The organism is Faecalibacterium sp. i25-0019-C1 (assembly GCF_042854225.1).
Classification (GTDB): Bacteria; Bacillota; Clostridia; order Oscillospirales; family Ruminococcaceae; genus Faecalibacterium; species Faecalibacterium taiwanense.
Map to the genome: position 1 here is coordinate 487202 of NZ_AP031428.1, position 15498 is coordinate 502699.

A 15498-nucleotide genomic window follows, 5' to 3' on the forward strand; every position below is an offset into this window, starting at 1 on the left:
AGATTATAGTAAGTTCTTTTTTAAGAAATATTACAATTTCAAAAGGAAGGGTAACAATAATCTTCGTTGGCAAGAGAGAATCAAGAGGATACCAAATGTTCCAAGAGAACGTTTGAAAGGTCAAGCGAACAAGGGCGCAGGGCGAATGCCTTGGCACTGGGAGCCGATGAAAGACGTGATAAGCTGCGATAAGCTTCGGGGAGCTGCAAATAAGCATTGATCCGGAGATTTCTGAATGAGGAAACTCACCTGGGTTCATACTCAGGTACGTTATACTGAACTTTAAAATAGGTATATCGAGGGAACCGCCTGAACTGAAACATCTAAGTAGGGCGAGGAAGAGACATCAAACGAGATTCCGTAAGTAGTGGCGAGCGAACGCGGAAGAGGGCAAACCGAGAGTAGAAATACTTTCGGGGTACGGAGCGCATTTAGGACTTAAGTTGTTAACCGAACGGCATGGGAAGGCCGGTCAGAGAGTGTGAGAACCACGTAGGTGAAAACGACAAGAGCCGAGCGAATTCCAGAGTACGGCCAGACACGTGAAACCTGGTCGGAATACGGGGGGACCACCCTCCAACCCTAAATACTACCCAGTGACCGATAGCGTATAGTACTGTGAAGGAAAGGTGAAAAGCACCCCGGGAGGGGAGTGAAAAAGAACCTGAAACCCTGTGCCTACAAGCACCTAGAGCGCGTCAAAGCGTGATAGGGTACTTTTTGTAGAACGGTCCGGCGAGCGATTGTATGCAGCAAGGTTAAGGACTTAAGGTCTGGAGCCGAAGCGAAAGCGAGTTTGAAAAGGGCGTTAAGTTGCATATAATGGGCCCGAAACCGGGTGACCTACCCATGGTCAGGTTGAAGTGGAAGTAAAATTCCATGGAGGACCGAACCGACCTCCGTTGAAAAGGCGGCGGATGAACTGTGGGTAGCGGAGAAATTCCAATCGAACCCGGAGATAGCTGGTTCTCCCCGAAATAGTTTTAGGACTAGCCTCAAGTTAGATACCTGGAGGTAAAGCACTGAATAGCCTAGCGGCCGAGAGGTTAGCGAAGCTTATCAAACTCAGAATGCCAGAGTATTGATGCTTGGGAGTCAGACAGTGTCAGATAAATGTCATTGTCAAAAGGGAAACAGCCCAGATCTACAGCTAAGGTCCCAAAGTCAGGTTAAGTGGAAAACGATGTGAAGATACGTAGACAACCAGGATGTTGGCTCAGAAGCAGCCACTCATTCAAAGAGTGCGTAATAGCTCACTGGTCGAGCGTCTTTGCGCGGAGAATTTAACGGGGCTAAACCTGACACCGAAGCTTAGGCAGCATGTTTACATGCTGGGTAGGGGAGCGTTGTATACGCGGTGAAACAGTAGCGCAAGCGGCTGTGGAGTGTATAGAAGTGAGAATGCCGGAATGAGTAGCGCGAATGCAGTGAGAATCTGCATGGCCGAAAGCCTCAGGTTTCTGGAGGAAGGTTCGTCCGCTCCAGGTTAGTCGGGAGCTAAGGTGAGGCCTAACGGCGTAGCCGATGCACAGACGGTAGAGATTCCGTCACCACCAAAAGAGTTAAACACAGGGACACATATGAAGTCTCGGAGCCGGGTGTTGGTTCCGGTAGCGATCGAGGGAAGTTAGTACCGAAGTCTGAGATGGAAGATGGCGAGAAAAGCTGTGTGAATTTCTGCGGTGCCCGTACCGCAAACCGACACAGGTAGGTAGGAAGAAGATTCTAAGGCCAACGGGAGAAGGGTTGTTAAGGAACTCGGCAAATTGACCCCGTAACTTCGGGAGAAGGGGTGCTGCAGCAATGCAGCCGCAGAGAATCGGCCCAAGCAACTGTTTACCAAAAACACAGGTTTGTGCTAAATCGAAAGATGACGTATACGAGCTGACGCCTGCCCGGTGCTGGAAGGTTAAGAGGAGATGTGCAAGCATTGAATCGAAGCCCCAGTGAACGGCGGCCGTAACTATAACGGTCCTAAGGTAGCGAAATTCCTTGTCAGGTAAGTTCTGACCCGCATGAAAGGCGTAATGATTTGGGCACTGTCTCAACAGCCCGCCCGGCGAAATTGTAGTACCGGTGAAGATGCCGGTTACCCGCGACAAGACGGAAAGACCCCATGGAGCTTTACTGTAGCCTAATATTGGGTTTCGATGTTGCATGCACAGGATAGATGGGACACTGGGAAGCAGGTGCTTTGGCGCTTGTGGAGTGGCCGTTGGGATACCATCCTTGCGATATTGGAATTCTAACCTGCGCCTTTGAATCAAGGCGGGGGACATTGTTAGGTGGGCAGTTTGACTGGGGCGGTCGCCTCCTAAAGAGTAACGGAGGCGTTCAAAGGTTCGCTCAGCTTGAACGGAAATCAAGCAAAAGAGTGCAAACGCAGAAGCGAGCCTAACTGCGAGACTGACGGGTCGAGCAGTAACGAAAGTTGGAGTTAGTGATCCGGTGGTATGTGAGTGGAAATGCCATCGCTCAACGGATAAAAGTTACCCTGGGGATAACAGGCTGATCTCCCCCAAGAGTCCACATCGACGGGGAGGTTTGGCACCTCGATGTCGGCTCATCGCATCCTGGGGCTGTATTCGGTCCCAAGGGTTTGGCTGTTCGCCAATTAAAGCGGTACGCGAGCTGGGTTCAGAACGTCGTGAGACAGTTCGGTCCCTATCTGTCGTGGGCGCAGGATATTTGATGGGAGCTGTTCCTAGTACGAGAGGACCGGAGCGGACGTACCTCTGGCGCACCAGTTGTTCTGCCAAGAGCATAGCTGGGCAACTATGTACGGATCGGATAAACGCTGAAAGCATCTAAGCGTGAAGCCGACCCAAAGATAAGATATCCCATTGTTTTAAACAAGTAAGACCCCTTGAAGACTACAAGGTTGATAGGCACGATGTGTAAGTGGAGCGATCCATTCAGCAAGCGTGTACTAATAGGTCGAGGGCTTGACCACAATTCGCTTGAGACTCTTAAGAGTCAACGAAAAAATGTAAGCAGTGATTATTCAGTTTTGAAGGCACGTCCTTCTAAGAAATACTGGACAAAGTACGACAAACATGTTATACTGGTTCAGTCAGATCGGTCGGTGTCGATGACGGTGAGGTTCCACCTGTTCCCATTCCGAACACAGAAGTTAAGCTCACTTGTGCCGAAGATAGTTCGCTGGAAACGGCGCGTGAAAATAGGTAGTCGCCGACTTGAACAGAAAGCTCTGAGAGAAATCTCAGGGCTTTTTTGTTGCACAAAAATATGGAGCGGATTTTGGTCGAAATGATAACAGGACAGGACTTGACAAAAATACTACTATGCAATACAATATAGATAAGCTACTATGTATTACATAATAGGCAAAAGGAGGTATCCAGTGGAAAACAACACACAATTGCTCAAGGGCGTTTTGGAATTCTGTGTTCTGAAATTCATTAGCAGAGAGCCGACCTATGGCTATGAGATCGTGATGCATCTAAAACAGGTCGGGTTTTCTGACTTGAGTGAAAGCACGCTTTATCCGCTGCTGCTGCGGCTGGAGCAGCAAGGAAAGGTTACAGTAGAACGCAGACCTTCCCCTAAGGGGCCGAGCCGGAAATATTATATTGTAACTGAAGAAGGTCGAAAGGCACTTCTTGAGTTTCGGCAGGATTGGTATCAGCTCTGCCAGCTGGTGGAGAAAATTTTTAAGGAGGAGCCATATGAATAAGTATTTTGCGTTGCGAAAGGCAAATCGGATGCGTACAAAGCTGCTGAACGAAAAAAGCCAGGAGCAGCTGAAAGATGTGATCCGGTATCTTCGCCGGGTCAGCTGGGATTTCTGCGGCATTGAACTTGTGTGCAGCGATCTGCTTGATATTTCCATCCAAGCCAATGCAGAAAATCAGGAACTGTTCGATTCGATTTCGGATGCAAAAACCTTTGTAGAGGAGGTCAAGCCATGTTTGAAAACACTGAGAGCTGCGGATTACTTCTGGTTTGTTGCACCGCTGTATTTCTTCTTTGAGTGGGGCGTGGAAGGGCTGCTGCTTTACCCGGTAATTGGTGATTGGGTTTTTGAACTTTCTGTAGGCTATCTGATGCAGCTTGTTGTTGCAGTGACGGTTTTTTGCGCACTGTTCCGCCGGATGATGGAGCAGGTAGGCTTTCCGCCACGAGAGCATTGGCTGAAATATGCTACATGGCTGGTGCTTTATATCGTGACTCTGTATGGAACGGGCTGGTTCTTTACCCAGATCGCGGGTAAGATCGTACTGCTGCGGCTTCCGATCCTTAGCTATTCGATTTTTTGCCTGCTTCTGGGTGCAGGACTGTATGCAATACATTTTTGGAGATATGGAAAAGACCCGCGTCTGAGTGCTCGCATATAAAGTAAAAAGCGCCCCCGCTGCACTGTGCATAACGGTGCAGCGGGGGCGCATACTTTATTGGGTGGTGTACCGGTTACGATACGAGCTTCTGCTTAGCCCTTGCCTGCGCAGCCGAACAGCTCAATCTTCTCCTTGCACTTGGCCTCGATGGCCTTTGCGCCGGGAGCCAGCAGCTTGCGGGGGTCGAAGCCCTTGCCCTGCTGATCCTTGCCCTCTTCGATGTACTTGCGGGTGGCCTCAGCAAACACCAGCTGGCACTCGGTGTTGATGTTGATCTTGGAAACGCCCAGGCTGATTGCCTTTGCGATCATCTCGTCGGGGATGCCGGTGCCGCCGTGCAGGACCAGAGGAATGTTATTGGTGGCCTTGTGGATGCGGTCCAGAGCCTCGAAGTCCAGACCCTTCCAGTTTGCCGGGTAGACACCATGGATGTTGCCGATGCCGGCAGCCAGGAAGTCAATGCCCAGAGCAGTGATCTTTGCGCACTCTTCGGGGTCTGCGATCTCGCCGGCACCCACAACGCCGTCCTCGACACCGCCGATGGAACCGACCTCGGCCTCGATGCTCAGGCCCTTAGCGTGTGCCAGAGCAACCAGCTCCTTGGTCTTTTCCACATTCTCCTCGATGGAGTAGTGGCTGCCATCGAACATGATGGAAGAGAAGCCGGCCTCGATGCAGGCCTTGCAGCCCTCATAGGTGCCGTGATCCAGATGCAGGGCAACAGGAACGGTGATGCCCATGGAATCGACCATTGCGCTGACCATGGCAGCGACGGTCTTGAAACCGGTCATGTACTTGCCGGCACCCTCGGAAACACCAAGAATCACAGGGCTCTTCATTTCCTCGCAGGCGGTCAGAACGGACTTGGTCCACTCCAGATTGTTGATGTTGAACTGAGGCACACCGTAGTGGCCATCACGTGCTTTGATCAGCATTTCGGTTGCATTTACCAACATTATTCATTACCTCCACAAAATCATTGGGGTCTTGCTCGTTTCATATCCGCTTTGTGCACGGTTTAACGAACCTACAGAATTAGTATACCCCAAACAGCGGCCAAAATCAATCCAAACCGGTGTTTTTCCTGTAACAATGCGGGGATTCTGTTTCTGGCAGGGTGCAGGGGGTTACTGCCAGAAGCGCGTATATTCGATAGAATGCAACAAATTTCCATATAATGCGCAACGAGCGGCCGAAAGACAGAAAGCTTGATGAAGGACGGATTTTCAACACAGATCCACATTCGTCAAAATGATATTGGGCAATTTGGCAAAAGCGGACAGGATGCAGTTCAAAAAATTGTCATATTTCCGACTTGTATTCTACAAATTGTACGCAGGAAATCAAAAAAGGTCGAACCAAAAAGTGGAAAACCTTGTGGAAAGTGTGGAATTCCACAGGCAAAACAGGCTTTAAAGCTGGACTTTTGAACTTTCTCCACAGGGTTTTCAACATGTGGAAAAATAATCGCTCTTCTACGGATTGTATACCGCGTTTTTGTGGAAAACTTTTTTCTCCGGCAAAACAGAGGGATATCTACCCAGCAGCCGGGTAAAGCTGATGCAGGGCGGCAGAACATTTCTGCAAAAAAGAGGAAACGGTCTCCGGCACCACGAACAGAAAAACTTTTGCAGGACGCGGATAAAAAACGGTAATTTGCTGGCAAACAAGGTCGGCTTATGCTATACTTCAAGATGAGTTATCATCTTCAGATCATACCGGTGCGCGGCCCAGAGTGCGGCGCGCCTTTTGGAGGGTGTGCACAGCACCTTCCGGTGATACAACGGAAGGAGAAAATCATCATGGAAGAAAAGAACCAGCCGCGCCGTCCGCGCCGCAGCCCGGAAGAGCCGCTGCAGAAGAACGAGAGCCTTGTTTATGGCAAAAATCCGGTGACCGAACTGCTGAAAAGCGGTTCCGGCGTGGACACCGTGCTCATTGCTGAGGGCATGGCTCCGGCCGTGGCGGCTTACTATACCGCATTGGCAAAGGAAGCGGGTGCCACGGTGAAGCGGGTGCACCCTAACAAGCTGCGCCTGATGACCGGCACCGAGAGCCATCAGGGTGTGGCGGCATTTGCCAGCGAGATCGAATACGTGACGGTAGACGACCTGATGGCAGCAGCCAAGGACAAGGGCGAGGCACCTTTTCTGGTGCTGAGCGATGGCATTGAAGACCCGCACAATCTGGGTGCCGTGATGCGCAGTGCTCTGCTGTGCGGTGCGCATGGCATCGTGATCCCAAAGCGCGGCGGCGCATCGGTCACGCCTACCGTCATCAAGTCCAGCGCAGGTGCCGCAGAACGCCTGCCGGTGGCTCGTGTGGCCAACATCGGCGAGACCATCCGCCGCCTGAAGGAGCAGGGTGTGTTCGTCTACTGCGCCGATATGGACGGCGTGTCTCTGCGCAGGAACAACCTGACCGGCCCCATTGCACTGGTGCTGGGCAGCGAGGGCAGCGGTGTTTCGCAGCTGGTGAAAAAGCTGTGCGACGGTGTGGTGCGGCTGGATATGGCAGCACCGGGCACCGGTGTGGACAGCTACAACGTGTCGGTGGCTGCGGGCATTATTCTGTACGAGATCCAGTCCCAGCGCGCAGCACAGCAGGCATGATCCGGCATTCGGGCCGGAACCTCAATTTGAATTACAGGAGGGACAAGAATGCCGAAAGATAAAAATAATGGCCGGGAAATGACCCCGGATGAAAAGTTCCGCTCCTTTTTCAGCACCACGGCGGTGGATATCCCGGAGGAGATGACCCGGAGAGACGAAAACCAGCCGGAGGAAAAGCCGCAGAAACGGTTTGGCCTGTTTGGCCGTGGTAAGGAAAAGCAGGAGACTGACGAAGCTGCAGCAGAGCAGCCGCAGGAAATGCCCACCGGTGAGGTGCGGCTGGGTGAGGATGCGCAGCCGGAACCGGAAGCGGATCTGGAACTGATGCTGAAGCCGGAGGCAGACCCGGAACAGGAACTGGCCCCGTGGCCTTTTCTGGAGAAGGAAGCAGAGGATGCACAGCCGGAAGCACCCGCCAAAAAGCCGGAGGAAAAATCTGCACCGCAAACGGCGGAACCCCCGGCGGCAGTGAAGCCGGAAACACCCCGGCAGAGCGCTGTCCCGGCGGCAAGACCCGCAGAGCAGCACAGCACGGCAAAGCCTCTCCGGCACCCCAAGAATGCGCCGGAGGTGCTGCTGCCGCAGGAAGAGCAGGAGCAGCAGGAGATGGCACAGCTCAAGGCGATGATCAACGGCCTGAGCGACCAGAAGCCGGAAAAGCCTGCACCGAGGGCCGAAGCAGCCCCGGCAGCAGAAACTGAACCGGCTGAAAGCAAAAAGAAACCGTCCGGTGCACCGCTGCCCGCGGCTGTGTTTGCAGCGGTAAAGGAGACGGCACCGGAGCTGCAGCCGGAACCTGTGCCGCAGCCGGAAAAAACGGAGCAGCCGGTGGCCGATTTCTTTGGCAAGGCGCAGAGCGAGGACGCACCGCAGGCACCTTTGGCCCCGGCAGAGGAGCCTGCCGCAAAAGAGGACACTATGAGCCTGCCGCTGCTGCCGCTGGACGGTGAAGAGCCGCAGCAGGCACCGGAGAAGGCACCCGCTGCGCCACAGCCGGAACTGAAAGCTGAGGCGGAGGACGCGGTGTCTCCGGAGGAACATGCCGAAACGGAGCTGCCCGAGCCGGAGGCTACGGTGGATAAGCTGCACCGTATGAGTGCAGAGCTGACGCTGCGCTGCGTGCTGGGCGGCATTCTGGCTGTGGTGCTGCTGCATTTTGGTTTGGTGTCGGATGGGCTGCTGCCCGCCATGGCGGCGCTGGACCCGGATGCTGCCCCGGCGGCATTCTATGGTGCAAACCTGCTGCTGCTGGCAGCAAGCCTGTGCGTGGGCTTCCCGGTGCTGCGCGACGGCCTGAACGGCCTGCGCGGACGGTCTTCTTCCGAGACGATGCCGGCGCTGGCCGCAGTAGCAGCGCTGGTGCAGGCGGTTACAGCCATGCTGAACGCAAATGTTTACCGCGGCACCACCGGCATCTCGCTGCTCAGCGGCATGGCCGCGCTGGGGCTGTTCCTTGCGCTGCTGGGCAGCCGGGTGATGCTGGCTGCTGTCAAGGGCGGCTATGAGCTGGTGACCAATGGTGTGGAGTTCGAGGGCGCCTACCGCGCCAAGGACAAAGACCTGCTGCGTGCCCTTGCACGGGATCTGGAACAGAAGGACCCCTGGGTGCTGCTGAGCCGCCCGATGAAGGAAGCTGACGGCTTTGTGGAGCAGAGCTTGAGTGAACGCGCAAGCGAGCGCCGTGCACGCAAAGTTTCGTACATCCTGCTGGGCGTTGCCCTGCTCAGCGGTGTGCTGTTCCTGCTGGCAGGTGCCGGCTGGAACAAAGCGGCGGCTGCCATGGCCGCTGTGCTGTGCATGGGCGCACCGCTTTCTTCTACTCTGATCGCGGGCGTTGCCTCGCTACGGCTGCAGCGTGCGGCTGCGGCTGTGGGCGCAGTCGTGCCCGGTTGGCAGGCCATTGAGCAGCTGGGCGGCATTGATACGCTGCAGATCGATGCAGACGACCTGTTCACCGCCGACAGCGCACAGCTGGAGGATATCCGCATCTTCAAGGGCGGCCGCATCGACCGCGCCATCCTGTACGCGGCCAGCGTGTTGAACGAGAGCCACGGCACCCTGAAGGGGCTGTTCCGCCAGATCGTTGAGGAACGCACAGACATCCTGTTCCCGGTCAAGGATCTGGAGCAGCACCATGGGCTGGGCTTTTCCGCCTGGTGCGATAACAACCGCATCCTCATTGGTACCCGCCGCTATCTGGAGCAGGAGGGCGTGCCGCTGCCGGACGAGGAATACGAGATGCAGCACTCGAAGAACGGCGAGCTGCAAATTTTGTATCTGGCTGTGTCCGGCAATCTGCACGCTATGTTCGTGCTGAAATATGTGGGCGGGCGCAATGTGGCCCGCGGCCTTGCCGTGCTGCAAAAGGAGAACATCCGCCTGCTGGTCACATGCCAGGACCCCAGTCTGACTGCACACCACATTACCGAAGCATACCGCCTGCCGGAAGGCATGATCACCGTGCTGGATCAGGAGCAGTGCAACGCCATCAAGGCCGCACCGGAAGACCCGGAGGACACCTGCTGCATGATCCATCTCAAGGCGTTTGCCAGCCTGACCGGCGGCCTGCAGGCTGCGGATCAGGCCCAGAACGCCGAGAGCAGCGCCACCACGGTACAGATGGTCTCGGTGCTGTTCTCCATTATCATTGCAGCGCTGCTCACCAGTGCGGGCAGCATCTGGGAGCTTTCGGTGGCAACGGTGCTGATGTATCAGGCAGCGTGGAGCGCCCTGAGCATTGCTGTGTGTGCACTGAAACAGCATAACTGAGAAATGTTCTCATAATAAATAGGAATTATTCTTGATTTCCATCAAAAAATATGGTATACTCTGTTCAGAACCTGAGCCGCAGGCGAAAAAATTACCGCCGGGCTGAATGATAGAGCCAGGATCGGTCGATCCTGACAGAAGATCCGTTTTTGAAAGGAGAGCATCATGGAACTGAAGGGTACCAAAACCGAGAAAAATCTGATGGAAGCGTTTGCAGGCGAGAGCCAGGCACGCAACAAGTACACCTTCTTTGCCAGCATGGCAAAAAAAGAAGGCTACGAGCAGCTGGCCGCGATCTTTGAGGAGACCGCCGGCAATGAGAAGGAGCACGCAAAGATCTGGTTCAAGCTGCTGTGCGGCGGCGCGATCCCCGATACCCTGACTTGTCTGGACATGGCAGCAGGCGGTGAGCACGACGAGTGGACCGAGATGTACCCCCGCATGGCCAAGGAGGCCAAAGAAGAGGGCTTCCCTCAGATCGCAGCACTGTTCACCATGGTGGCACAGATCGAGAAGGAGCACGAGGAGCGCTACCGTGCGCTGGCCGAAAACCTGAAAAACAACAAGGTCTTTGCCCGCGAGGAGCAGCAGGTATGGCAGTGCCGGAACTGCGGCTACACATATATCGGCAAGTCCGCACCGCTCAAGTGCCCGGTGTGCGCACATCCGCAGAGCTACTTTGAGCTGAAAAAGATCAACTACTAAGCGGAAAATTCAAAAGCAGAACAGCGCCGCCGCATCCGGTTTGCCGGGTGCGGCGGCGTTTTGTACAAAATTGAAAAGCGGATTTTATTATTCTCCACAAAATAAGGCTCAGCTGCCCGGCAGAATGGGCAAAAAACTTGACCCGGTTTTGCACTGCGTGTAAAATAATACGGAGACAGGAATATTTAAAGGATCTTGCAGCAAAGCAGGCGGGGAGGGCAAAGCCCATGAAGCAGGGGTTCAAAGCGTGTGTTTGTGCAGTGGTGCTGTGCGCAGAACTGTTTGCAGCCGGGGCCTTGTCGGCCTATGCTGCGCAGGAGCAGCCGCTGCCGGACAGCGGCATGACATTGGACACTGCCGAACTGACGCTGGATATCACCGAAGGAGACCCGGCCCCGGTGGCCTACCTGAATGTGCAGGCACCCAACGACTACTTCTTTCTGATCTGGACTTCCAGTGATCCGGCAGTGGCATCGGTGGACGGCACTGGCAAGGTGACCGGCCATGCCGAGGGCACTGCGGCCGTCACGGCCCGCAATGAGCGCGGCGAAAAGACCACCTGTACCATCACGGTGCGCAAAAGCACAGCCAGCCGCCTGGTGCTGAACACCAGCGATCTGACGCTTACCATTACAGAGCAGGAGCCTGCCCCGACGAAACAGCTGAAGCTGGAACAGAACAAAGGCGGGTTTACCTATGTGCGGCAGTGGGTCAGCAGCAACCCGGCGGTGGCATCGGTAAGCACAAACGGTACCGTAAAGGCGCAGGGGTCCGGCAAGGCCGTCATCAGCGCACTGACCACAGCCGGGCAGGTGCTGCGCTGCACGGTAACGGTCACATCGGAGATCGGACGGGTGCAGATGAGCAAAAATGCCATGTTGCTGCAGGCAGTGGGAGCCAGTCAGAAGCTGACCGCGCAGGCTGCAGGCGCCAAAAACGGAACGATGACATGGATCAGCAGCAATCCGGGCGTGGCAACTGTGAGTGCGGATGGCATGGTAACGGCGGTGGGCGACGGTGAAACGATGATCCTTGCCGTTACACCGGAGGGTCGTGCCGATGCCTGCTATGTGGCCGTGGGAGCGGCGGCGTGGCGGTTCCGCTCGGAGGACGAGCTTGCCGAAACGCTGACCCTGACCGGCCAGCTGCCCTATTCGGATGGAAAATAAAAAGAAAAATGGGAGTGTTCTGTGCAGCAGGATGCTCCCATTTTTTCAAAACCCGCTGGGCAGAAAGATCATCGTTCCCCGGGCAGACCACGCCATCCGCTGGGCCATGCAGCCGGGCGCACCGGCCAGCAGAAACAGGGCCAGTGCGGCGAGCAGCAGCACCCATCCAAGGCCGCTGTGCGGCCTGCCGGAAAAAGGATCCCCTTTTTTGCGTCTCATCCAGCTGCCCCCTTTTTGCTGTGCTGGGCCATCCTATGCGCCGCAGGCACCGATTGTGCAACCGGCCCGGCTGTGGTACAATAAAACCTTAAGAGATACATTGTGCAGGGAGAACGATTTTATGCTGACCATTACACTGCTGGGCACTGCGGCTACCATGCCACTGCCGGACCGGGCACTCTCGGCGGCGTTTGCTGCCTGCGGCGGTCACGGCCTGCTGTGGGACTGCGGCGAGGGTACGCAGGCAGCGGCACACCGGGCAGGCGTGAACCTGATGCGGGCAGATGCCATCTGCCTGACCCACTACCATGGCGACCACATCTTTGGTCTGCCGGGCCTTTTGCAGACTCTGGGGGCGCAGGGCCGCACAAGGCCGCTTGCGCTGCTGGGTCCGGAGGGCCTGCCGGATATCTGGGCGGCGGTGCGGGCACTGACCGGCCCGCTGCCCTATCCGGTGAAGCCGCAGGTGCTTATGCCGGGCCAGCCGCTGGCGCTGGATGCGCTGAGCGAGGGATGGCCTGCCGGTGCGCGGCTGGTGCCGTTTGCCACAAAGCACCGGGTAAAAAGCCTTGGCTACCGGCTGGAGCTGCCCCGTGCAGGCAAATTCTCGCCGGAGCAGGCCCGGGCGCTGGGGGTGCCGGTGCAGCAATGGAAGCTGCTGCAGAAAGGGCAGAGCGTTGCCGTGGAGGGCAGAACGGTGCAGCCTGCGCAGGTGCTGGGCGCCCCACGCAAGGGGTTGAGCGTGGTATTTTCCGGCGATACGGCCCCCTGCCCGTATTATTTGCAGGCGGCGCATGACGCAGACCTGCTGATATGCGATGCCACCTATGCCCTTCCGGAGCAGGAAGACCAGGCCCGTCAGTGGGGGCACAGCACCTTTGGGCAGAGCGCATCCCTTGCCGCGCAGGCGAGGGCAAAGCGCCTTTGGCTGACCCATTATTCCCCCATGATCACCGACCCGGAGGAATATGCCGCGCAGGCACAGAGCATCTTCCCGGCGGCGGAGTGCGGCTTTGACGGCAAAAGCATCACCCTGCAGTACGAGGAGGCACAGCCATGACCATCCGGATGGACGAGGGTGCGGCAGAGCTGCTGGACACCCTGCACAGGGCGGGCTATGCAGCCTACGTGGTGGGCGGCTGCGTGCGGGACAGTCTGCTGGGCCTTACACCGCACGACTGGGACCTGTGCACCAGTGCTCTGCCGCAGCAGGTGATGGAGCTGTTCGGCGCGCAGCGGTGCATCCCCACCGGCCTGCAGCACGGCACGATAACGGTGAAGCAGAGCGGTGCCCTTTACGAGATCACCACCTTCCGTACAGAAGGCACCTACACAGATGGCCGCCACCCGGACGAGGTGCACTTTGTGCCGGATGTGCGGGAGGATCTGGCCCGGCGGGATCTTACCATCAACGCCATGGCCTACAATGAAAAAGAGGGCCTTGTGGACCCCTTTGGCGGGCAGGCCGACCTGCAAAGCGGCATCGTACGGGCGGTGGGTGTGCCCCGCCAGCGGTTCACCGAGGACGCGCTGCGCATCCTGCGGCTGTACCGCTTCGCAGCCCGGTTTGGCTTTGCCATCGACCCGCCCACGGCGCAGGCGGCACAGGAGCTGTGTGCCCATCTGGACTGCGTATCGGTGGAGCGCATCGAGGAAGAGCTTGCTAAACTGCTGGCCGCACCCGCCCCTGCGGCATATCTTGACAAAAAAATACTGCTTGTTATTCTGCCGGAGCTTTCATCGGAGGCACTGGCGGCGGCAAAGCCGGTGGTGGATGCCTGCCCGGCGGGGGAGCAGGCTCTGCCCGTCCGTCTGGCGGCGCTGCTGCTGAGCCTTGGCGAGGACGGCACCCGCCGCACCCTCAGGCGCCTGCGCTGCTCCAATGCCTGTATTGAGGAAACGGCGGTGCTGGTGCGGGAAGCCAGAAGGCGTGACGGTAGCTTTCTCTTCGGACACGAGTACGGGTTGCGGCACCCAGCGGATGCTTCGTGCTTTGAGCAGCACTCGCATCCTGCTGGCCGCTGTCCCAACAGCAACTTCCTGTTTCCGCCACTGGCGGCGGTCGTTGCTGTTGCAGGCCATTCCATCGCCAGCCCTATTGCCTTCGGCAACAGGGTCCCACCCCAGCGGACGGTCCTCAGAGAAACTACCGTCACACCCGACTTTACTATCTACGCCCGCCGACTACTGGGCAAATATAACTTGTGTACCGTGCAGCGCATTGCTGCACTGGGCACAGCCCTGCAGCCGGAACGGGCGGCTGATTTTGCTGCACTTTCCGAATTGGCCGAACAATTGGACGCGGACGGCGTATGCTGCCGCGTCAGCCAGCTGGCTGTGAATGGCCGCGACCTGATGGCGGCAGGCGTCCCGGCGGGGCCGGGCATCCGCAAAGTGCTGGAAGCGCTGCTGGACGGTGTGATCCGGGAAGAATATCCCAACGAGCGGCAAGCCCTGCTGGCCGCAGTGCAGCAGCTCGCTGCGTCTTGACAAGCTCTTTTTTCAGAGTTACTATTATACTACTGTTTTAGTGTGTTGAATGCACCAAAGGAGAACTTATGACCACACAGACCCCTGATTCAAAGCCGCGTGCCCTCATTGCCATGAGCGGCGGCGTGGACAGTTCGGTGGCGGCATGGCTCATGCAGCAGGCAGGCTATGACTGCACCGGCATCACCATGCGGCTCACCCGCAACGAAACGCTGGGACAGTCCGGCTTTCACACCTGCTGCTCGGAAAAGGACATCGAGGACGCGGCAGAGGTGGCGTTTGCCATGGATATCCCGTACGAGGTGCTGGATTTCACGGCTGACTTCCGGGAACAGATCATTGAAAAATTCGTCCGCGTGTATGAGGCGGGCGGCACGCCGAACCCCTGCATCGACTGCAATAAATATATGAAGTTCCGCCATCTGCTGGACTGGGCCCGGGCACACGGCATGGAGTATGTGGTCACGGGCCACTATGCCCGGGTGGAGCAGGACGAGGCCACCGGCCGTTTCCTGCTCAAAAAGGGGCTGGACGAGGGCAAGGACCAGAGCTACGTGCTCTACAACCTCACTCAGGAGCAGCTGGCGCATATCCGTCTGCCGCTGGGCGGCCTGCACAAGACTGAGGTGCGCGAGATCGCGGAGCAGCACAAATTTGTCAATGCCCGCAAGCACGACAGTCAGGACATCTGCTTCGTGCCGGATGGCGACTATGCCCGCTTTATGGAGGACTTCACCGGCAAACACTACCCGGCAGGTGATTTTCTGGACGAGAGCGGCAGGGTGGTGGGCACCCACAACGGCGCGGTGCGGTACACCATCGGCCAGCGCAAGGGGCTGGGCCTTGCCATGGGGGCACCTGTGTACGTCTGCGGCAAGGACATGCAGGCAAACACCGTCACGGTAGGGCCGGAGGAGATGCTGTTCGACCGCATCGTGTATGCGGACGAGGTGAACTGGATCGCCATTCCGGAGCTGACCGGGCCGCTGCGGGTCACAGCCCGCACCCGGTACCACCAGGTGGAGCAGGCCGCCACCGTCTACCCGGCGGAGTGCGGCTTCCGGCTGGAATTTGACCAGCCCCAGCGCGCCCCTACGCCCGGTCAGGCCGTGGTGCTGTATCAGGGCGACACCGTGCTGGGCGGCGGCACCATTACGAGAGTGGAAAAGTAACAAG

Annotated in this window: 11 protein-coding genes and 2 rRNA genes; 11 read left to right on the forward strand and 2 right to left on the reverse strand. The window is 57.1% G+C overall.

All coding sequences use genetic code 11. The features are described 5' to 3' along the window. Positions 1-118: 118 nt before the first annotated feature. From ACGHUK_RS02330 to ACGHUK_RS02345, 4 genes are all read left to right on the forward strand, one after another. Positions 119-2953: ribosomal RNA gene (locus ACGHUK_RS02330) — 23S ribosomal RNA — on the forward strand. A gap of 128 nt (positions 2954-3081) precedes the next feature. Beyond that, positions 3082-3198 (forward strand): 5S ribosomal RNA (gene rrf / locus ACGHUK_RS02335). Positions 3199-3364: 166 nt separating this feature from the next. Further along, a complete protein-coding gene (locus tag ACGHUK_RS02340) occupies positions 3365-3697 on the forward strand; it encodes a PadR family transcriptional regulator (protein ID WP_120081349.1) in 333 nt (110 codons plus the stop codon). After that, entirely contained in the window at positions 3690-4358 is a 669-nt protein-coding gene (locus ACGHUK_RS02345) for a hypothetical protein (protein WP_291019458.1), read from the forward strand. Before ACGHUK_RS02340 ends, ACGHUK_RS02345 begins: the two co-directional genes overlap by 8 nt. A 92-nt stretch (positions 4359-4450) precedes the next feature. Here the strand turns inward: ACGHUK_RS02345 and fba are convergent, their stop codons facing one another. Further along, the gene (gene fba, locus ACGHUK_RS02350) at positions 4451-5314 is read right to left on the reverse strand and encodes a class II fructose-1,6-bisphosphate aldolase (RefSeq protein ID WP_005941384.1); all 864 of its coding nucleotides are present in this window, start codon (positions 5312-5314) and stop codon (positions 4451-4453) included. Positions 5315-6037: 723 nt separating this feature from the next. Between fba and rlmB the strand changes: the two genes are divergently transcribed. The 4 genes from rlmB (at position 6038) to ACGHUK_RS02370 (ending at position 11613) form a co-directional block, all read left to right on the forward strand. Further along, the gene (gene rlmB / locus ACGHUK_RS02355) at positions 6038-6970 is read left to right on the forward strand and encodes a 23S rRNA (guanosine(2251)-2'-O)-methyltransferase RlmB (protein ID WP_120081351.1); all 933 of its coding nucleotides are present in this window, start codon (positions 6038-6040) and stop codon (positions 6968-6970) included. A gap of 48 nt (positions 6971-7018) precedes the next feature. Next, on the forward strand, positions 7019-9739 hold the full coding sequence (locus ACGHUK_RS02360) for a cell envelope biogenesis protein OmpA (protein WP_390574824.1): 2721 nt from the start codon (positions 7019-7021) through the stop codon (positions 9737-9739). 165 nt (positions 9740-9904) lie between these two features. Further along, a complete protein-coding gene (rbr, locus tag ACGHUK_RS02365; RefSeq protein ID WP_005941401.1) occupies positions 9905-10444 on the forward strand; it encodes a rubrerythrin in 540 nt (179 codons plus the stop codon). Between the two features lie 227 nt (positions 10445-10671). After that, positions 10672-11613, forward strand: coding sequence for an Ig domain-containing protein (locus ACGHUK_RS02370; protein WP_390574826.1), 942 nt, complete (start codon positions 10672-10674; stop codon positions 11611-11613). A 45-nt stretch (positions 11614-11658) separates the two neighbouring features. Here ACGHUK_RS02370 and ACGHUK_RS02375 read toward each other — a convergent pair whose 3' ends face one another. Further along, on the reverse strand, positions 11659-11832 hold the full coding sequence (locus tag ACGHUK_RS02375; protein WP_154255902.1) for a hypothetical protein: 174 nt from the start codon (positions 11830-11832) through the stop codon (positions 11659-11661). Positions 11833-11953: 121 nt separating this feature from the next. Here ACGHUK_RS02375 and ACGHUK_RS02380 point away from each other — a divergent pair, with 121 nt between their 5' ends. The 3 genes from ACGHUK_RS02380 (at position 11954) to mnmA (ending at position 15494) form a co-directional block, all read left to right on the forward strand. After that, on the forward strand, positions 11954-12892 hold the full coding sequence (locus ACGHUK_RS02380) for a ribonuclease Z (RefSeq protein ID WP_097780953.1): 939 nt from the start codon (positions 11954-11956) through the stop codon (positions 12890-12892). Then, positions 12889-14322, forward strand: a complete 1434-nt coding sequence (locus tag ACGHUK_RS02385) for a CCA tRNA nucleotidyltransferase (RefSeq protein WP_390574829.1) — start codon at positions 12889-12891, stop codon at positions 14320-14322. The genes ACGHUK_RS02380 and ACGHUK_RS02385 overlap by 4 nt, the downstream gene beginning before the upstream one ends. A gap of 68 nt (positions 14323-14390) precedes the next feature. Beyond that, complete coding sequence (gene mnmA / locus ACGHUK_RS02390; protein WP_154260822.1) at positions 14391-15494, forward strand: tRNA 2-thiouridine(34) synthase MnmA; 1104 nt, start codon at positions 14391-14393, stop codon at positions 15492-15494. Positions 15495-15498 lie beyond the last annotated feature (4 nt).